Genomic DNA, 19,414 nt, shown 5'->3' on the forward strand with positions numbered 1-19,414 from the left:
ACTCCCTTCCGACGGGGAACGTCTCCGGCGTCACCCCGTTGTTCGGGCGTTATGGAGATACGCGGGTTCCTGTTGTTCTGGTCCATCTTGGCCGCCGTTGTCGCGGCGCTCAGCCTTGGACCATCCTTCGCCCATGTCCTGGAATCGGCTCCTCGGCTGACGAAGTGGTCGCCTTCTCTCTGGCGCGAGGCCACTGTCTTCAACGCCCAGTTCCAGCTGTTTGCCGTCATTGGCGCGCCACTGGACCTGGCCGCGATCGGCTGTCCGGGACTGCTCGCTTGGATGCTGCGCAATGACCGACCGGCGTTCTGGTACGCGTTGGCCGCTGCCGTACTCTATGCGGTGTCTCTTGCGATGTGGTTTGCTCTCGTCAAGCCGGCGAACGATATTCTGGCCACCCGGGTGCCTGGGCCGATTCCGGAGAATTTCGAAGCGATCCGGCTGCGTTGGGAAACCGGCCATATGATCGTCGCCGGCTTCAAGGCCGTCGGCTTCGTATCGCTGGTTGCCGCCCTGCTATTCATCAAGCGCGGCTGACCGTTTCGCGAATGTCCAGCGACTGCGTTTATTGCGCCGGTGAATGTGCTGTGGCAGAAGCGGGCCACGTCGCCCAGGAGATGCTCTTCTTGAAACCTTTTCGCGACAAACGCCGCGACAGCCGCTCGCATCAGCTCGCAAAGGGCGGGGCGGAACCGCGCGGAAGCGGCACAGCATCGCACCGCACCGAGCCGATAGCCGCGCCGCGCGTCCTTTCCCGCCGCGACGGCGCCCTGCCCGCCGAACACCTGCCGCTGATCCTCGAAGTCGCGCCCAACGCCGACTACGCGTTGCTCGACAGCGGTGCCGGACAGAAGCTCGAGCAGTACGGCCCCTATCGCATCGTTCGGCCTGAAGGCCAGGCGATCTGGCAAAAAGCGTTGCCGACCAAGGACTGGGACCGCGCCGACGCCATTTTCACCGGCGACACCGACGAGGAAGGCATCGGCCGCTGGCGTTTCCCCAGGACGCCGCTCGGCGAAACCTGGCCAATGAAGCATGACGGCATCGATTATCTCGGCCGCTTCACCTCGTTTCGCCATGTCGGCGTGTTCCCCGAGCAGGCCTCGCACTGGGATCACATGGCCGGGCTGATCGCGGCGGCAAAGCGGCCGGTCAAAGTGCTGAATCTGTTCGGCTATACCGGCCTTGCCTCGCTGGTGGCGGCGCGCGCCGGCGCCGAGGTCACCCATGTCGATGCTTCCAAGAAGGCGATCGGCTGGGCCAGGGAGAACCAGGAGATGGCGGGCCTGTCGCAAAAGCCGATCCGTTGGATCGTCGACGACGCCCTAAAATTCGCCGAGCGCGAGGAGCGCCGTGGCAGCCGTTACGACATCGTCCTGTTCGATCCGCCCGCCTATGGCCGTGGCCCTAGGGGCGAGGTCTGGCAATTGTTCGAGGATCTGCCTGCTCTGACCGACCTCTGCCGCTCGGTCCTGACGCCGAAGCCGCTCGCTGTCGTGCTGACCGCCTATTCGATCCGCGCTTCCTTCTTCGCCATCCATGCCTTGATGCGCGACACTTTTGCCGGCATGGGCGGCACGGTCGAATCCGGCGAACTGATTATCCGCGAGAAATCCGCCGGCCGGGCGCTGTCCACCTCGCTGTTTTCGCGCTGGGTGGCCTGAATGAGCGAGCGGCACGCCGGCGCGCCAGGGCAGGTGAAGGAAGTCACCAGCCTTGCCAATCCGTTGATCAAGGACATCAAGGCGCTCTCGCTGAAGAAATACCGCGACCAGCAGAACGCATTCATGGCCGAGGGGCTGAAGCTGGTCATCGACGCGCTCGACCTCGGGTGGTCGATCCGGACGCTGGTCTTCGCCAAAGCCGGACGCGGCAACGCGGCGGTCGAAAAGGTCGCGGCACGCACGGTTGCCGCCGGCGGCACCGTGCTCGAAGTTTCGGAAAAAGTCCTCGTCGCCATCACCCGCCGCGACAACCCGCAAATGGTGGTCGGCGTCTTTTCGCAAAAGTTCCTGCCGCTGAAGGACATCCGCGCTCAAGACGGCGATGTCTGGGTGGCGCTGGACCGCGTGCGCGATCCCGGCAATCTCGGTACCGTCATCCGCACCGTCGATGCCGTTGGCGCCAAGGGCATCATCCTGGTCGGCGAGACCACCGATCCTTTTTCCGTCGAGACCGTGCGCGCCACGATGGGTTCGATCTTCGCCGTGCCGGTCGCCAAGGCGACGCCGGAAGCCTTCCTTGCGTGGCGAAAAAGCTTTCCTGGCCTGGTTGCCGGCACACATCTGAAGGGTGCGGTCGATTACCGTTCGGTCGACTTTTCCAAAGGCCCGGTGCTGCTGATGATGGGCAACGAACAGCAGGGCCTGCCCGAAAGCCTGGCCGAAAGCTGCGACAGATTGCTGCGGATTCCACAGTCCGGTCGGGCCGATTCGCTCAATCTCGCGGTGGCCACCGGCATCATGCTGTTCGAGATCCGGCGCGGCGCGCTGAAACTTGCCCCGGAGGGCGCCTGACCGTGACATCCCGAATGGTGAAATCCCCAACGGCAAAATCCTGGTTGCCCTACGTCGTGCTGGTCGCCGCCGCGGTGACGCTCGACCAGTGGGTGAAATATCTGGTCGAGACCGGCCTCCCTTTTCAGGAAAAGGTCGATCTTGTCCCGTTCCTGGCATTGTATCGCACCTACAACACCGGCATCGCCTTCTCGATGTTTTCGTCCTTCGGTGACACCGGCCTGGTGGTCATCGCCGCTTTCGTCGTCGCTTTCGTGCTCTATCTCGCGGCCCGAACTCCGCCCGGCCACGTGCTTACCCGCATCGGCTTTGCGCTGATCGTCGGCGGCGCGCTCGGCAATCTGTTCGACCGCGTTACCTATGGTCACGTGATCGACTACATCCTGTTTCACACCCCAATATGGTCCTTCGCCATCTTCAACCTCGCCGACGCCTTCATCGCGGTCGGCGCGGTGGTGGTCGTCCTCGACGAACTCATTGGTTGGCGGCGTGAGGCCAAGCCCTCAAGCGATTGACCTGGCCTTCTGCCGCCATACAGTGTCCCATTCAAGAAGCCCGAGGAGAAGACATGCCCGAAACCTTCAAAGCCATCCTCGTTTCGCGCGACGCCGAGAAGAAGCAGTCGGTCGCGATCACCGACCTTACCGAAGCCGACCTAATGGAAGGCGACGTCACCGTCGCCGTCGAGGCGACGACGGTGAACTACAAGGACGGCCTCGCCATATCCGGCAAGGCGCCGGTGATCCGCCGCTGGCCGCTGGTGCCGGGCATTGATTTCGCCGGCACCGTGATCTCGTCCTCCCATGCCGACTGGCGCACGGGGGACAAGGTCATATTGAACGGCTGGGGCGTCGGCGAGACGCATTTTGGCGCCTATGCCGAGCGCGCCCGTGTCAGGGGCGACTGGCTGGTGCCGCTGCCCCAGGGCATGAGCCCGCATGATGCGATGGCGGTCGGCACGGCAGGTTACACAGCCATGCTTTGCGTTATCGCGCTGGAACGGCACGGCATCGTGCCGGAACGCGGCCCCGTCGTGGTGACGGGCGCGGCCGGCGGCGTCGGCTCGGTCGCGGTTTCGATTCTGTCCAGCCTCGGCTATCACGTCACCGCCTCGACCGGCCGCAGCGCTGAAAGTCCATACCTGACCGACCTGGGTGCTTCGGAAGTGATTTCGCGCGACGAGCTTGCCCAGCCGGCAAAGCCGCTCGCCAAGGAACGCTGGGCCGGCGGCGTCGACGCGGTCGGCAGTCACACCCTGGCCAACGTCCTTTCGATGACCTCCTATGGCGGCGCCGTCGCCGCCTGCGGCCTGGCCGGCGGCATGGATCTGCCGACGAGCGTCGCCCCGTTCATCCTGCGCGGCGTTTGTCTGCTCGGCATCGATTCGGTGATGGCGCCAAAAACGGTCCGCATGGAGGCGTGGCGCCGCATCGGCACGGACCTCGACCTCCAGAAGCTCGCCAAACTGTCCACGACCATTGGCTTCGATGGCATCATCGACGCCGCGCACGATATCGTCGAGGGCAAGGTCCGCGGTCGCGTGGTGGTGGACATGTGAGCTCTTCCTTCTCCGGTTTTTAATGCATGTCGAGCAAAAGTATGACCCAGGGTGTGCAGCGGTGAAGCGCCTCGCATGAGGCCGGCCAAACGCGACGCGCTTCAGGAGCGGAGAGGCAAAAACCGCGCGACCGCTAAAATTCGAACGATCCGCGGCAATTTTCCATAATCTCTGTCTGGCAAGGGTTTCCGCATGGTCACGGAATCCGGCATCAGAGAAACAGAGAGCGCCGAAAACGTCGACGGGATCGGCCCGGAGGCGCCAAGCCGGCAGCATATCGCGGCGCCGCCACTGGCGCCTGAATTGCCCGCCGCCAATCGCGAAGGCCTGCCGTTCCTGATGCTCGTCGCCATCGTCGTGCTGGCGGGCCTGTCGCATCTGACCGGCGCGCCGATCTTCATCACCGTCGGGCTTTTGTCGACTGGCATGGCAGGCCTTGCCGTGCATCTGCGTGCCAGGCGCACGGCGCGCCGCACGGTTGCGCTGCTTGGCGAGACCGCAGCGCGCAGCCGCGCCGAGGTTGAGAGCCTGGCCGACCGCGTGTGGGAGATGCAGGAGAGCGAGGAACGCTTTCGCGGGTTGATCGACGCGCTTGGCGATCTCGTCGTCCATCGCGACCGTGACGGCCACATCGTCTATGCCAACAAGGTTTTCGCCGAGCTTGTCGGAGCCGACCAGCGCGACCTTGCCGGCAAGGCCCTGGCCGACCTCGGCATCGACGTCGGCATCGTTCCCGATGCCGCTTTTTCCGATCATGAATGCCTGAGCTCCACCGACGTCGCCATTAGAACACCGAGCGGCCCGCGCTGGTTCTCATGGATCGAACTGTCCGTGCGCGACAAGGAGAGCGGTGCTGTCTCGCATCGCGCCATCGCCCGCGACATTACCGCCCGCAAGCACGCCGAAACGTCGCTGATCACCGCCCGCGAGCGAGCCGAATATGCAAGCCAGGCCAAATCGCGCTTCCTCGCCACCGTCAGCCACGAGATCCGCACGCCGATGAACGGCATCATGGGCATGGCCAAGCTGCTGGCGGACACCGGGCTCTCGCCGCAACAACGGACCTATGTCGGCGCCATCTCGACCTCGGCCAGCGCGCTGCTGGCGCTGATCGAGGACCTGCTCGACTATTCCAAGATCGAGGCCGGCCGCTTCGATCCCGAACCGCAGCCAATGTCGGTGCGCGAGATCGCCGACAACATCGTAGAACTCCTGGCGGCGCGTGCCTTCGCCAAGAACATCGGCCTTGGCTGCCATGTCGAACCCGACGTGCCGCAGATGATATCAGCCGATCCTGGAAGAGTCAGGCAGGTGCTGCTCAACCTCATCGGCAACGCCATCAAGTTCACCGACAGCGGCGGCGTGTTGGTGAGCATCGCTCGTGCCCGCACCGAAACCACCGACCGCATATGCTTCACCGTCACCGACACCGGTCCCGGCCTGCACGAGGACGACCTGGAGCGCATCTTCGAGGAATTCGAACAGGCTGACGGCACGTCGACTCGCGCGCATGGCGGCGCCGGGCTCGGTCTTGCCATCTCCAGGCGCCTGGTGATCGCCATGGGCGGCACGATCTCGGTGTCGAGCCAGCTCGGCCAGGGTTCGGAATTCGTCTTCGAAATCCCTGCAATATCGGCCACCGAGCCGCCGCAGAGCCGTCGGGATGCGCTGTCAGGGCGGCGCGCCGTGATCCTGTCGAAGAACGCCATCGAGGCCGACGCCATCGCCCGCACCATCCGCGCCAATGGCGGCAAGGTCGATCTGGCCACCACCGCCGCCCAGGCAGCGTCCTTCGCCGAAGGCTGCGACGCGCTTTTGGTCGATGCGGCCATGGAGGAAGGCGACGGCAGGTTGCTCAAGCGCCTTCGCCAGAGCGGCTTTGCCGATTGCGAGGCGATCACACTGATCGCGCCAACCGACCGCGGCATGCTGGGCGAGTTCCGCGCCAGCGGCTACGCCACCTTTCTGGCAAGGCCGGTGCGTGGCGAAACGTTGCTTCGCGTGCTTTTGACCAGCAGCGTGCCTGCCCTCACCCAGCCGCAGCCGGAAAAGCGCGGCGCACCAACCGCCCGCGCCATTGGCGGCCGGCGGCGGGGCCTGTCCGTGCTGATCGCCGAGGATAACGACATCAACGCCATGCTTGCCCGTGCCACGCTGCTAAAGGCCGGGCATCGCGTGAAACTGGTCGGCAACGGCAAGGCCGCCGTCGAGGCCATCACCGGCACCGACCACAAGTACCGCTTCGACGTGGTGCTGATGGACCTGCACATGCCTGTCATGGACGGGCTGGACGCGATCGCCGCCATCCGCCGGCACGAGGAGGAAACCGCCGTGTCGCCGGTTCCGATCATGGTGCTGTCGGCGGACAGTCAGGAAACGACCCGCCACGCAGTGCTCGCCCATGGCGCCAGCGGCTTCGTCACCAAGCCGCTCGACCCCGACGCGCTTGTCCATGCGGTCGAGGGTCACGTGGCCGCTTGATCCGCCGGCTGACCTTGCCTGGCTTACCTGCAGAACATAGCCGGTTGAAGGGTTGCCCAGCCGACGAAGTATTGCCGGCAGGGTCGTATCACGGTACTGTCACAATCCTGTTGCACCTACGCCGTATCCCCGTGCCAAGAGGGATGGCTCGAAGGAGAATCACTCGTGCATACAGTTATGCCGGAATGTGACGCTCGGCCGAACGCCAGGGGTGCTTTGCTCACCGGGCGCAACGTCGATGCTGTCATAAAAGGCGAAGCGCTTGGCCGTATCGGCAACCTCGAAGTGCGGCTCGCACGCAACGAGGCCGAGATCGCCGCCGCGCAGGAAGTGCGCTACCGGGTGTTCTATGACGAGCTCGGCGCCAAGAAAACCCTGTTTCAGGTGCAGGACCGCCGCGACGCCGACCATTTTGATCCGCTCTGTGATCATCTGCTGGTCTTCGACACCTCGCTGTCCGGTCCCGAGCATCGCCGCATTGTCGGCACCTACCGCCTGTTGCGGCAGGAGATCGCGGCAGCGGCCGGCGGCTTCTATTCCGAGGGCGAGTTTGAGCTGACCAATCTTATCGCCCGCCATCCCGGCCAGCGTTTCCTCGAGCTCGGCCGCTCCTGCGTCTTGCCGGAATACCGCTCGAAGCGCACCATCGAGGCGCTCTGGCAAGGTATCTGGGCCTATATCAACCACTATGGGATCGGCGTGATGACCGGTTGCGCCTCGTTCCCCGGCACCGTGCCGGCGGCACACGCCGAAGCGCTGACCTATCTCGCCCATCACTGCCGGACGAATTCGGCCTGGGACGTGCGCGCCGTCGCCGGCCGCTACTGTTCCATGGATTTGATGCCGATCGAGGCGCTCAACGCCAAGGCCGCGATCGCGGCGATGCCACCGCTGGTCAAGGGCTATCTGCGCGTCGGCGCGCGCATCGGCGACGGCTGCGTCATCGACCGCGAATTCTCGACGGTCGACGTGTTCGTGGTGATGCCGGTCAAGGAGATCGGCGCCCGCTACGTCAGCTATTATGGCGGGGAAGCCCAGCGCTTCGCCGCCTGAGATTCCAATGAGTAGCGAATAGGGAGTAGCGAGTAGCGGGAGTTCCGCCAATTCGCTGCGGATCGTTGTCCCTATTCGCTACTCGCCCTCATTTCACGGAATATCTTCCGGCCGCCGGCCGGGCCGGCTCTTGTAGGACGGAAAGGCCCAGCCGAACTTAAGCGCGCCGCCACGCACGCAGAAAGCGGCTATGAAGCCCACCAGGCCCGAGGCGAGCGGCGGCAGTCCGGCGAGATCGCCTGTTGTAAACAGGATGGCGCCCGCAAGGGCGGCGGTGACATAGATTTCTGGTCTCAAGAGCACCGAAGCCTCACCGGCCAGCAGGTCGCGCAAGATCCCGCCGAACGTGGCGGTGAGCACGCCGGTAACAACGGACACGACCGGCGAGCCGGTGATGGCCAGGCCCTTGGCGGCACCCATCACCGAAAACGCGGCGAGGCCGACGGCGTCGAGCCAGAGCAGTAATTTCCAGCGGGATTCGAGACGGTGCGCCCCGAAAAAGACAAGCATCGCCACCACCGCGCAGATCAGCACATAGCCAGAGTTGGTAACCCAGAAGACCGGCAGATTGAGGATGACGTCACGAAACGTGCCACCGCCGATGCCGGTGACGCTGGCCAGGAACAGAAAGCCGATGATGTCGAGCTGCTTGCGCGAAGCGGCCAGCGCACCGGTCGCCGCGAAGACGGCGACACCGGCATAGTCGAGAAGCTCGATCGGGTTCAAGGGCATAGCGGAGTAGGAGAGCGGGTGAATAGGGATGTATGAATAGCACGAAGCCGTACGATTGGTACGGCTCCTTTACCCTACTGCCCCTACTGCTCCTACTGCCCTATTCCCTTAACTTACGCATCCTTCTCAGCTTGCTCATTCACCGGCCCTGGCTCGACCGGCGCTTCGCTTGCCACATGCTTGGGACCGCCCTTGGCAACGCCGACCATGGCCGGCCGCAACACCCGCTCACCGATCGAATAGCCTGGCTGCACGACCTGGACCACCGTGTTGGCCGGCACCTCCGGATTGGGCACCTCGAACATCGCCTGATGGAAATTCGGGTCGAATTTCTCGCCTTCCGGCTCGAGCTTCTTCACTCCGTGCCGCTCGAGCGCCGATAGCATGGCGCGCTCGGTGAGCTCGACGCCCTCGATCAGTGACTTCAAACCGGCATCACCTGACGCCTTGGACTCAGCCGGGATCGCATCCAGTGCGCGGCGCAGATTGTCCGATACCGACAGCATGTCACGGGCGAAATTGGCAACCGCATAGGCGCGTGCATCGTGCACGTCACGGGCGGTACGGCGGCGCAGATTCTCCATCTCGGCTGCGACGCGGAGCGCGCGGTCCTTCAACTCGTCGTTTTCCTTCAGCAGCCGCACAAGCGCTTCATAGTCGCCGTCGGCGCTGCCTTGCGTGTGTTCGGTGGCAGCCCCGGCCGTCTCGGCTTCATCGGGCGCGCGTTCGTCTTTTGCCTGGTCGCTCATCGCCGTTTCCCGTCATTTCAAATGATGTGGATTTTGTGCGATATCGAGGTTTGGCGGCCAAAAATCAAGGGGCAAGCGATACTGGACAGGCCGCTCGCGCTTTTGACGACGCATCATGGAGACCTTTCGATATTAATTCAAATTTTACTGTAACCACCGGCTTTGCTTGCCAAGATGCTGCGATAGGGGAACCATTCGTCTGCTGGAAGAGTTTCGAAACCGACACAGGATTTTGAGATGGCGACCCGCAACGACGGCGACCGTAAGAATGGCGCCCCCAACGATGACGAAAGACGTGAAAGGCTGGCGGCCGGCATCAGGCGCCAGTTCGGCACCGAGGCAACGATGCACTTTCTGCGCGCGTTGCCGGCGTTCCGGACGGAGAACGACATTCCCGATCGTTTCAGGGAATTGCTTGACCGCCTGGACGGCATCGAAAGCAGCGTAGCCGCCGCTGGCAACCGGCGATAGACAACACACACGCCTGTCGCTGCGCGCCATTGGCATGCCTTTTGCCGCAGCTTGCGCGTCGCGCGACAATTACCCGCAGTAACTTTGCGTGATGCCTGGCTTGCGGCGACGAAATGGTCCGTCTATGCTTCCTGATGAACATGATTTCCCCCGAAGCTGTAGCGAACAGCAAGCGTGCCTGGTTGAAGATCCTGGCGCGCTACAAGAAACCTGACAGGCGGCGCAGCGCCGTCGAACTTGCCATCACCCTCATCCCCTTTGCCACGCTGTGGGCACTGTCCTCGGCTGCCTATGCCTATGGCCATTGGTGGGGTCTGATCCTCATCCTTCCGGCCGCCGGCTTTCTGGTGCGGATCTTCATGATCCAGCACGATTGCGGCCACGGCTCGTTCTTCGCCAATCGCACCGCCGACGACTGGATCGGCCGCGGGCTGGGCATCCTGACCTTGACGCCTTACGATTGCTGGCGGCGTGCCCACGCAACCCATCACGCCAGCGCCGGCAATCTCGATGAGCGCGGCACGGGCGACATCAGGACGCTGACTGTCGCGGAATATCGGCAAATGTCCTGGCGGGGCCGCCTTGCCTATCGCCTCTACCGCCATCCGCTCGTCATGTTCGGCCTCGGCCCCATTTGGCTTTTCATCTTTGAACAGAGACTGCCAGTCGGCATGATGCGAGGCGGCCTCACGCCCTGGGTGTCGTCGATGGCCACCAACGCGGCCATCGCGGTCGCCGCCGCCGCCCTTGTCTGGTTCGTCGGTCTCGAAGCGTTCCTGGTCGTCCATTTGCCCATCGTCGTTCTCGCCGGTTCTGCCGGCATCTGGCTGTTCTATGTCCAGCACCAGTTCGAAGAGACAGAGTGGGCAAAGGACTCCGAATGGGAGTTCCAGCATGCGGCCCTGCACGGCTCGTCCTATTATGACCTGCCGCCGGTACTGAACTGGTTCACCGGCAATATCGGCGTCCATCACGTGCACCACCTCTCCGCCAAGGTGCCGTGCTATCGGCTCCAGGAGGTCCTGAGGGACTATCCGGAACTGCGCGAAATCGGCCGCGTCACGCTTCTCGACAGCCTGCGCTGCGTCAAGCTGGCGCTGTGGGATGAGAGCCGCAGCAAGCTGGTATCGTTTCGCGAAGCGCGGATGACTGCATAAAGCACATCCCAAAAACGAACGCGCGGCGCTGTAAAGCCGCCGCACCACAGGTGCGGCGGCTTTTATAATGTGTGGCTCAAGCCGCCTGGCGTTCGTCGCGCATCAGGATCTCGCCGTGGCGGATCTCGGTGCCAAGCACTTTCAGGCATTCGCGCATGAAGGCGGCCAGCCCCGGCCAGCCCTTGGCCGACACCAGATTGCCGTCGACATGGGCGCCGGTCGGCGCGACATCGATGTAGGTGCCGCCAGCGAGCGTGACTTCCGGCTCGCAATACTGCAGCGCCGCGACTTCCCTGCCACGCAGCACGCCGTCGACCGCCATCAGGATCTGGGCGCCGTGGCAAATGGTGAAGATCGGCTTGCCGGTCTCGTGGAAATGCCGCACCAGCGCCTGCACGCGCTTGTCGATGCGGATATATTCCGGCCCGCGCCCGCCTGCCGCATAGACGGCATCGTATTCAGCCGGATTGACCTCGGAAAACGTCTTGTTGAGGATGTAGTCGTGGCCGAGCTTTTCCGTATAGGTCTGGTGACCCTCGAAGTCGTGCAGCGACGTCTTCAGGATATCGCCTGCCTTCTTGTCGGGACACACGACATGCACGGTGTGGCCGACCGCATGCAAGGCCTGTTCAAAGACGAAAATCTCGTATTCCTCGCTGAACTCGCCAACGAGCATCAATATCTTCTTACCAGCCATTCCCGGTTCCTCCCTTGGTGGCGAATTTATTTCGGATCACGAAATAATAGGCCGTATCTTAAGGGGCGGATGCCGAAAATAAAAGATTGAATCGGCAAAGTGGTCCGACCAGATGCGACTTGCTCGGTGGGGAGATCAACCGGTGCGCACCCGCCGCCAGGAATATTTGGGGCCTTTGGCCTCCGGCTTCACGGTCGGCTGGTAGGACAGCGGCAGACCGCCGGTGCGGCCTTCCTCGAGCCGTTTCAGCAACACTGGATTTGATACTTCGAACTCGTCGAAGCCGAGGCGCAGCATATGCGGAAGCTGGTCGACCAGAACCTGTCCGGTGGCGCGGACCGCGCCCTCGAAACGGTAGCGGCTGCGCAGCAGTTCGCCCTTGGAGAAGGAGCGGCCGTCACTGAAAGCCGGGAAGGCCAGCGCCACCAGCGATATCTGGTCGAGCAGGTCCGCGATCTTTTCGAGCTGATCGCCGGGCTGAAGCAGCACGCCGAGGCGCTCCTTCGCCGACCGGCGCACCGCCGGATCGAGGTCGAGAAACACCTGCAGCGGCAGGATGAAGCGGCCATTGCCGGACAGTGCGTCGGCGCTCTCGGCATGGCTCCACTCGTCCTCGCTAAAACCTGTCGGGGTCCAGAGGCGGGTGGTGTTTTTCACTATCGATTCACTCATCGAGAAATCCCCAAGTCCCCAAATTCTAAAGTTGAAAACGCTCGAGGGTGTGTTGAGATTCAGGACAGGCCGAGCCGAGAATGGTGGCTTCCGAGAACCGGAGCGGAGCGTACTTTGGGTACGTGCCGCCATTCGCAGGCCAGCCTCACCTGAATATCGACATACCCTAAAGCGATGCGTCGGTCAGCGACTTCTCCAGCCCCGACAAATGGATGCCGCACTCTGTCTTGGCGTGCCCCACCCAGCGGCCGCTGCGTGCATCCTCGCCCGGCTGCACCGGCTGCGTGCACGGGAAGCAGCCTATCGAGAGATAGCCATAGGCGACCAGCGGATTCTCACGCAGCGCATGCGCGCGCATATAGTTAGCCTGGTCTGATGTCGTCCAATGCGCCAGCGGATTGATGCGAATGCGCGATCCGACCGCCTCGAACACCGGCAGAGATGCCCGCGTCGTCGCCTGAAAACGCTTGCGGCCGGTGAACCAAGCGCGGAACGGCTCGACGCCGCGCGCCAGCGGCTCGACCTTGCGGACCTCGCAGCAGGCGTCGGTGTCGGTTTCGTTCAGATTACCGGCCGGATCGATCCGTTCGAGCGCCGCTTCTTCGGGCATGATCACCCTTATATCGGTCAGCCCGAAATCGGCAACCAGCGCGTCGCGATAGCCAAGCGTCTCCTCGAAGTGCTTGCCGGTGTCGAGGAAGATGACCGGCAGCGTCCGGTCGATCTTGGCGATCATGTGCAGAAGCACTGCAGAATCCGCCCCGAACGACGAAACTGCGGCGATTTCACCTTGAAAGAATTCCCGGGCCGACCGCTCGATGATCTCCAGCGGCTTCAGATGACCATAGAGCGCATCGAGCCCCGCCGCTTCGGCGGCGATGCCGGCCTCGACGTCGACGATACGATCAAGCGGCCTTGGCTTCGCCAGCATAGAGCGCCTCCTTGAACGGCGCGGGACCGACACGGCGGTAGGCGTCGATGAATTTTTCGTTTCTGTCGAGCCGGAGGCCGAGATAGGTCTCGACGATCTGCTCGATGGCGTCGGTGATCTCTGCCGAGCTGAAGCCGCGGCCGATGATCTCGCCGACCGAGGTGTTCTCGTCGGCCGAGCCGCCGAGCGTGACCTGGTAGAGTTCGGCGCCCTTCTTCTCGACGCCGAGGATGCCGATATGGCCGACATGGTGATGGCCGCAGGCATTGATGCAGCCGGAAATCTTCAGCTTCAATTCGCCGATCTCGCGCTGACGCTCGAGCGAAGCGAAACGACGCGAGATTTCCTGCGCCACCGGAATCGAGCGCGCCGTGGCCAGCGCGCAATAGTCGAGGCCCGGGCACGAGATGATGTCTGATATCAGGTTGGAATTGGCGGTCGCCAGTCCGATGTCGACCAGCGCGTCATAGACCGCCTTGAGGTCGGCCCGCGCGACATGCGGCAGGATCAGGTTCTGCTCATGGCTGACGCGCAGCTCGTCGAAAGCATATTTTTCGGCAAGGTCGGCGACCGCTTCCATCTGGCTGTCGGAGGCGTCGCCCGGCGCTTCGCCAATGGCCTTGAGCGAGATGGTCACGGCGGCATAATCGGGGTGACGGTGGGTCACCACGTTCTGGTCGAGCCACTCCGAAAAGCTCTTCGAATCGAGGCGGGCGAGCTTGACGGCCTCGTCGCCTTCCGGCCGATCGACCAGCGCCGGCGGCGCGAAATAGGCATCGATGGCGCGGATGTCGGCTTCCGGCAGTTTTAGATCCGCATCCTTCAGCTCCTGCCATTCGGCCTCGACCTGGCGGGTGATCTCCTCGACGCCGGTCTCGTGGACGAGGATCTTGATGCGCGCCTTGTATTTGTTGTCGCGGCGGCCGTAGAGGTTGTAAACGCGCAGGATCGCCGTGCAATAGGACAGAAGGTCGGCCTCGGGCAGGAAGTCGCGGATCTTCTTGGCGATCATCGGCGTACGGCCCTGGCCGCCGCCGACATAGACGGCGAAACCGAGTTCGCCGGCAGCGTTCTTCTTCAAATGCAGGCCGATGTCATGCGTCTGGATGGCGGCGCGGTCGCGCTCCGCGCCGGTCACCGCGATCTTGAATTTTCTCGGCAGGAACGAGAATTCCGGATGCACCGACGACCATTGGCGCAGGATTTCCGCATAAGGACGCGGATCGGCCACCTCGTCGGCGGCGGCACCGGCAAAATGGTCGGCGGTGACGTTGCGGATGCAGTTGCCGCTGGTCTGGATGGCGTGCATCTCGACGCTCGCCAGATCGGCCAGGATCGCCGGAATGTCCGACAGCGCCGGCCAGTTGAACTGGATGTTCTGGCGCGTCGTGAAATGGCCGTAGCCCTTGTCGTATTTGCGGGCGATGTGGCCAAGCATGCGCAACTGCTTGCTGTTCAGCGTGCCGTAAGGCACCGCGATGCGCAGCATGTAGGCGTGCAACTGCAGGTAGACGCCATTCATCAGCCGCAGCGGCCGGAACTGATCCTCGGTGATCTCGCCGGCAAGCCGCCGCGCGACCTGATCGCTGAACTCGGCGACGCGGGCCTGGACGAAATCGTGATCGAACTCATCGTAACGGTACATGTCTGGTCTTTCCGGGCGCGTCCGCCCGTTGTCTTCAATGTGTCGTTTACGCCGCCCGGGCGGCTACCGGGCGGGCCTGCTTGCCCAGGTCGTTGCGGTTGGTCGGGCCGGCGGCGCGGATCTTTTCGCGCAGCCGGACCGGCTCGACGACACCATTGGCGACGGTCACGTCGATCAGATTGACGTCGACCACTTCATTGTTGGCAGAGGCCGTGGCGCCGATCGCCTCCAGCCGGTCTTCAGCCGCCTTGTCATAGGCGATATCGGCATTGTCGATGGCCTCGGCCCAGCCGCCATTGGCGTACCAGACGGCCTCGCCGTCGGCGAGGCGGTTTGCTGTCAGAACTTTCATCGATCAGCTCCTTCGGCGGCTGTTTGGGCCGCGCCTTCATGCCTGTGTGCCGCCAGCGGCTCGGAACGTTCAAAATTGGCGCCGGCGACCGCATCGCCGATGATGGTCATGACCGGACCGGTAAGGTCGGCGCGAATCTCCAGCGACGGCAGGTCGGCGAGCGTGCCGTGGAAACGGCGGCGGTTGGCAAGGCTGGCATTCTCGACCACGGCGACCGCCGTATCCGGCGACAGGCCGGCCTCGATCAGCCGGCCGGCAACCTCGGCCGCGACCGAGCGGCCCATATAGACGGCGACCGTGGCGCCGGAAATGGCGAGCTTGGCCCAGTCGGGCAGCGAATTTCCCTTGAGGTCGTGGCCGGTGGTGAACACCATCGACGACGACACGCCGCGCAGCGTCAGCGGCAGCTCGAAATCGGCGGCGGCGGCGAAGGCCGCGGTGACGCCCGGAACCACCTCATAGGCGATGCCGGCATCGCGCAGCGCTGCCATTTCCTCGCCCGCCCGGCCGAACACCAGCGGATCGCCGGATTTCAGCCGCACGACGCGCTTGCCGTCGCGGCCGAGCTCGATCAGCAGCGCATTGATCTCGGCCTGGCTCTTGGTGTGGCAGCCCTTGCGTTTGCCTACCGGCAGACGCTCGGCGTCGCGACGGCCCATGGCGACGATCGCCTCCGGCACCAGCGCATCATGGACGATGACATCGGCTTCCATCAGCAGCCGGTGGGCGCGCAGCGTCAGCAGGTCTTCGGCGCCGGGACCCGCGCCAACCAGGGCAATGTGACCCGATGCCGGCGCGTTCGAAAGCAACAGGTCGACGGCGGCACCGTGCGCCTGCGAAAGCTGGCCAGCCTCCATGGCGCGGGCCGGCGCGCCGCCGAAAAACTCGCTCCAGAAGCGGCGGCGGGCATTGCCTTTCGGCAGCAATCTCTCAACAGTGCCGCGCAACGAGGCAGCAAGCGAAGCAAGCGGCCCGAGCGACGGCGACAGCATGCGGTCGATGCGGCTGCGCAGCATCTGGGCAAGCACCGGTCCGGCCCCTTCCGTGCCGATGGCAATGGCGACCGGCGCGCGGTTGACCAGCGCCGGGGTGAAGAAATCGCACAGCTCCGGCCGGTCGACGGCATTGACCGGAATGCCCAGCCGGCGCGCATCCTCGGCAACGCGGCGGTCAAGCGCCTCGTTGCCGCTGGCAGCAAACACCATCACCGCGCTTTCGAGATGCGCGGCCTCATAGGCGGCAGCGATGTGGACGGCGCCATTCGCGGCGATGAAGGCCAGCAAATCATGCTCGGGGGCATCGGCTATGATGCGCAAGACGGCGCTCGACTGGCCGATCAGCCGCGCCTTGGCCAGAGCCTCCTCGCCGCCGCCGACGATGGCCACAGCTTCGCCAGCGAGCCGCATAAAGACGGGAAAGGCGTTGAGCTTGGCGGCGGCCTGCGGCATACGAGCGGAATCCTGAATACGCTGTCGGTTTTACGCGCGGGCGCGAAAAAACAGAAGGAACGCACTCGCGCATCGCTTCGTGCGAAGCAATCGCTTTTCCGCAAGCACCAGAGGCAGGAGAAAAAAATTCCACACCCACCAGTGGAGCGGATCCAAGCCGCTGTTGCGAGCCTTGATCTGCGGCCGTTCTAGCGACAAGCGAGATATATTACAAAACACTTTTTTCTAAATTCTACCAATCTAGTAGATTAAAGCCGACATGCGCTGAGCACCGTCATCCCCGTTGGTTGGCTTGCTCGCCGTGCTTGTCGTCATCGGAACATTCCTGCCTCGGCGCGCGTTTGCCTGTGCGAATCCGAGCCTGGCTGTCCAGCTGCGGCAATGGCTCCAGAGACGGGGCCTGGAAAACCATGAAAAACAGAAAAAGGAGCGCTCCGGTGAACAACCTCAAGCTGAAACGCGGACTGTGGGTCGTGGTCGCCGACGGCGAGAAGGCACTGTTCCTCGAGAACCGCGGCGACACCCAATATCCCGACCTTCAGGTCGTGCAGGAGATGGAACAGGAAAATCCGGCAACGCGAGAGCAAGGTTCGGACCGCCCGGGTCGCTACAGCGACGGCCCATCCGTCCACCGCAGCGCAGTCGAGGACACTGACTGGCATCGCCTCGGCAAGGAGCGTTTCGCCGACGAAGTTGCCGAGCGGCTGTGCAAGCTCGCGCATCGCGGCGCCTTCAAGGAGATGGTGCTGATCGCACCGCCGCAGGTACTGGGTGACATGCGTCGAAAACTGCACAAGGAAGTTGCCGAGAAAATCACAGCGGAAATTCCCAAGACGCTGACCAACCACACCATCGTCGACATCGAAAACCTGCTGCAGGCCGCCTGATCGGGCATCAGGCGCGCAGGCCATCTCTTTTTAGCAGCGACCATTGCCAGCCCGAGGCGACCCGCCTTCTGCCACCCTTGTCGTCGGTCCATGGCATTTGCGGGTTGCCGCGCGGCCATCCGGGCCGCCATATTGCAAGGCGGCTGCTTCGGGCGGTGCATATCCGACATCGTAATTTTGAAAGGCGCTCCATAGACAATGCCGCATGACACGCCGCTTATCGCCACCATCGTCGCCGGTTTGGGGCTGGCTTTCGTCTTCGGCGCAATTGCCAATCGCTTCCGCATCCCGCCGCTGGTCGGTTACCTCGTCGCCGGCGTCCTGGTCGGGCCGAACACGCCGGGCTTCGTCGCCGATACCGGCCTCGCCAATGAACTGGCCGAAATCGGCGTGATCCTGTTGATGTTCGGCGTCGGCCTGCATTTCTCGCTGAAGGACTTGTTGTCGGTCCGCGCCATCGCCGTGCCCGGCGCCATCGTGCAGATCGGCTTCGCGACGGCTCTCGGCGCCGGCCTTGCCTGGATGCTCGGCTGGTCGATGGGCGGGGGGCTGGTGTTCGGGCTGGCGCTTTCCGTCGCCTCGACCGTTGTGCTGCTGCGTGCCTTGCAGGAGCGGCGGCTGATCGAGACCGAGCGCGGCCGCATCGCCGTCGGCTGGCTGATTGTCGAGGATCTGGCCATGGTGCTGGCGCTGGTATTGCTGCCGGCGTTGGCCGGCGTGCTGGGTGGCCAGCAGCAAGTGGAGAGCCACAGCAGGTCGCTGCCGGCGAGCTTCGGCGTCTGGGGCATCGTCGGCATGACGTTGGCCAAGGTCGCGGCCTTTGTCGTGGTTATGCTGGTGGTCGGCCGCCGGGTCATCCCCTGGATCCTGCACTACGTCGCCCATACCGGGTCGCGTGAATTGTTTCGGCTGGCGGTGCTGGCCATCGCGCTCGGGGTCGCCTTCGGCGCGGCCAAGCTATTCGGCGTCTCGCTGGCGCTGGGCGCATTCTTTGCCGGCATGATCATGAGCGAATCCGAACTCAGCCATCGGGCGGCCGAGGAATCGCTGCCGCTGCGCGACGCGTTCTCCGTGCTGTTCTTCGTTTCGGTCGGCATGCTGTTCGACCCGTTCAGCCTGATCAGCAATGGCTGGCCTATCCTGGCGGCACTGGCCATCATCGTCATCGGCAAATCGCTGGCGGCCTTCGTCATCGTCGTCGCCTTCCGTTATCCGATCGCGACCGCGTTGATGATTTCGGCAAGCTTGGCCCAGATCGGCGAATTCTCCTTCATTCTGGCCGAGCTCGGCGTCGGGCTGAAGCTGCTGCCCGAACAAGGACGCGACCTCATCCTCGCCGGTGCTATCCTGTCGATCGTCCTCAACCCGCTGATGTTCCTTGCCGTCGACTGGATGAAACCATGGCTGGAGAGGCGCGCCGGCAAGACGGCGCCGCTCGATGAGGCAAAGCCGATCGGCCCCGCGACGGAGCCAAGCCAGTTGGCTTCGGTTGCGGCACCGGTGAAAGAGGACGGCCCGCCGCCCAGCACAGCGCTTACCGGCCACTCCATCCTGGTCGGCTATGGCCGTGTCGGCAGCCTTGTCGGCGCGTCATTGAAGGAGGCCGCCCTGCCCTTCCTCGTCATCGAGGATGCCGACAAGACGCTGGCGAAGCTCAAGGACGACGGCATCGAAACCGTATCCGGCAATGCGGCGAATAGCGAGGTGTTCGCCGCAGCCAATCCCAAGGGCGCGAAGCGGCTGATCCTCGCCATCCCCAACGCCTTCGAGGCGGGACAGATCGTGCTGCGCGCCCGCGCCGCCAACCCGAAGATCAACGTCATCGCCCGCGCCCACTCCGATGCGGAGGTCGAGCATCTCAAGGGGCTCGGAGCCGACACGGTCATCATGGGTGAGCGCGAGATCGCGCGCGGGATCGTGGAAGAGGTTTTGGCAGCACCGAAAGCCTTCAGCAGCCTAAGCCTACGCCGCCCCTCACCCTCACCCTCACCCTTACCCTTACCCTTACCCTTACCCTTACCCTTACCCTTACCCTTACCCTTACCCTTACCCTTACCCTTACCCT

Annotated in this window: 19 protein-coding genes; 11 read left to right on the forward strand and 8 right to left on the reverse strand. The window is 63.7% G+C overall.

Annotated elements, in window-relative coordinates:
• The first annotated feature begins 51 nt into the window (after nt 1–51).
• The 7 genes from AC0L2M_RS16860 to olsB all read left to right on the forward strand — a co-directional run bounded on the left by AC0L2M_RS16860 (nt 52) and on the right by olsB (nt 7,608).
• On the forward strand, nt 52–537 hold the full coding sequence (locus tag AC0L2M_RS16860; protein WP_473535409.1) for a DUF1772 domain-containing protein: 486 nt from the start codon (nt 52–54) through the stop codon (nt 535–537).
• Nucleotides 538–626: 89 nt separating this feature from the next.
• The gene (locus AC0L2M_RS16865; protein WP_023797438.1) at nt 627–1,664 is read left to right on the forward strand and encodes an RsmD family RNA methyltransferase; all 1,038 of its coding nucleotides are present in this window, start codon (nt 627–629) and stop codon (nt 1,662–1,664) included.
• Nucleotides 1,665–2,516 carry a TrmH family RNA methyltransferase gene (locus AC0L2M_RS16870; RefSeq protein WP_023797437.1) on the forward strand — a complete coding sequence of 284 codons (852 nt, stop codon included), beginning with the start codon at nt 1,665–1,667 and terminating at the stop codon, nt 2,514–2,516.
• A gap of 14 nt (nt 2,517–2,530) precedes the next feature.
• Entirely contained in the window at nt 2,531–3,031 is a 501-nt protein-coding gene (gene lspA / locus AC0L2M_RS16875; RefSeq protein WP_031254192.1) for a signal peptidase II, read from the forward strand.
• A gap of 53 nt (nt 3,032–3,084) precedes the next feature.
• Entirely contained in the window at nt 3,085–4,074 is a 990-nt protein-coding gene (acuI, locus tag AC0L2M_RS16880) for an acrylyl-CoA reductase (NADPH) (RefSeq protein WP_128247350.1), read from the forward strand.
• A 192-nt stretch (nt 4,075–4,266) separates the two neighbouring features.
• Nucleotides 4,267–6,555, forward strand: a complete 2,289-nt coding sequence (locus tag AC0L2M_RS16885; RefSeq protein WP_473535410.1) for an ATP-binding protein — start codon at nt 4,267–4,269, stop codon at nt 6,553–6,555.
• Nucleotides 6,556–6,720: 165 nt separating this feature from the next.
• Entirely contained in the window at nt 6,721–7,608 is an 888-nt protein-coding gene (gene olsB / locus AC0L2M_RS16890; RefSeq protein WP_473535411.1) for a l-ornithine N(alpha)-acyltransferase, read from the forward strand.
• A 93-nt stretch (nt 7,609–7,701) separates the two neighbouring features.
• On the opposite strand, the gene AC0L2M_RS16895 is transcribed toward olsB, so the two are convergent.
• Nucleotides 7,702–8,334, reverse strand: a complete 633-nt coding sequence (locus tag AC0L2M_RS16895; RefSeq protein ID WP_023797432.1) for a trimeric intracellular cation channel family protein — start codon at nt 8,332–8,334, stop codon at nt 7,702–7,704.
• Between the two features lie 119 nt (nt 8,335–8,453).
• Nucleotides 8,454–9,089, reverse strand: coding sequence for a nucleotide exchange factor GrpE (gene grpE / locus AC0L2M_RS16900; RefSeq protein WP_091595557.1), 636 nt, complete (start codon nt 9,087–9,089; stop codon nt 8,454–8,456).
• A 237-nt stretch (nt 9,090–9,326) separates the two neighbouring features.
• Here grpE and AC0L2M_RS16905 point away from each other — a divergent pair, with 237 nt between their 5' ends.
• Together AC0L2M_RS16905 and AC0L2M_RS16910 are read left to right on the forward strand one after the other, a co-directional pair.
• Nucleotides 9,327–9,560, forward strand: coding sequence for a hypothetical protein (locus tag AC0L2M_RS16905; protein ID WP_287230102.1), 234 nt, complete (start codon nt 9,327–9,329; stop codon nt 9,558–9,560).
• Between the two features lie 134 nt (nt 9,561–9,694).
• Nucleotides 9,695–10,717: a fatty acid desaturase gene (locus tag AC0L2M_RS16910; RefSeq protein WP_128171074.1), complete on the forward strand. Its 1,023-nt coding sequence runs from the start codon at nt 9,695–9,697 to the stop codon at nt 10,715–10,717.
• Nucleotides 10,718–10,793: 76 nt separating this feature from the next.
• Here AC0L2M_RS16910 and AC0L2M_RS16915 read toward each other — a convergent pair whose 3' ends face one another.
• From AC0L2M_RS16915 to cysG, 6 genes are all read right to left on the reverse strand, one after another.
• Nucleotides 10,794–11,414, reverse strand: a complete 621-nt coding sequence (locus AC0L2M_RS16915; protein WP_473535412.1) for a DJ-1/PfpI family protein — start codon at nt 11,412–11,414, stop codon at nt 10,794–10,796.
• Between the two features lie 135 nt (nt 11,415–11,549).
• Nucleotides 11,550–12,086, reverse strand: a complete 537-nt coding sequence (locus AC0L2M_RS16920; RefSeq protein ID WP_473535413.1) for a DUF934 domain-containing protein — start codon at nt 12,084–12,086, stop codon at nt 11,550–11,552.
• A gap of 166 nt (nt 12,087–12,252) precedes the next feature.
• Entirely contained in the window at nt 12,253–13,017 is a 765-nt protein-coding gene (locus tag AC0L2M_RS16925) for a phosphoadenylyl-sulfate reductase (protein ID WP_473535414.1), read from the reverse strand.
• Complete coding sequence (locus tag AC0L2M_RS16930; RefSeq protein ID WP_473535415.1) at nt 12,992–14,662, reverse strand: nitrite/sulfite reductase; 1,671 nt, start codon at nt 14,660–14,662, stop codon at nt 12,992–12,994. The genes AC0L2M_RS16925 and AC0L2M_RS16930 overlap by 26 nt, the downstream gene beginning before the upstream one ends.
• Before the next feature lie 46 nt (nt 14,663–14,708).
• A complete protein-coding gene (locus AC0L2M_RS16935) occupies nt 14,709–15,014 on the reverse strand; it encodes a DUF2849 domain-containing protein (protein WP_473535416.1) in 306 nt (101 codons plus the stop codon).
• Nucleotides 15,011–16,462: a siroheme synthase CysG gene (gene cysG, locus AC0L2M_RS16940; protein ID WP_473535417.1), complete on the reverse strand. Its 1,452-nt coding sequence runs from the start codon at nt 16,460–16,462 to the stop codon at nt 15,011–15,013. Before cysG ends, AC0L2M_RS16935 begins: the two co-directional genes overlap by 4 nt.
• A 437-nt stretch (nt 16,463–16,899) precedes the next feature.
• Here cysG and AC0L2M_RS16945 point away from each other — a divergent pair, with 437 nt between their 5' ends.
• Nucleotides 16,900–17,349 (forward strand): baeRF12 domain-containing protein, encoded by a 450-nt coding sequence (locus tag AC0L2M_RS16945; protein WP_473535418.1) that lies wholly within the window; start codon nt 16,900–16,902, stop codon nt 17,347–17,349.
• 198 nt (nt 17,350–17,547) lie between these two features.
• Nucleotides 17,548–19,414: YbaL family putative K(+) efflux transporter (gene ybaL, locus AC0L2M_RS16950; RefSeq protein ID WP_473535419.1), on the forward strand; the 1,867-nt coding region annotated here is incomplete at its 3' end.

The organism is Mesorhizobium sp. WSM4806 (genome assembly GCF_055811635.1).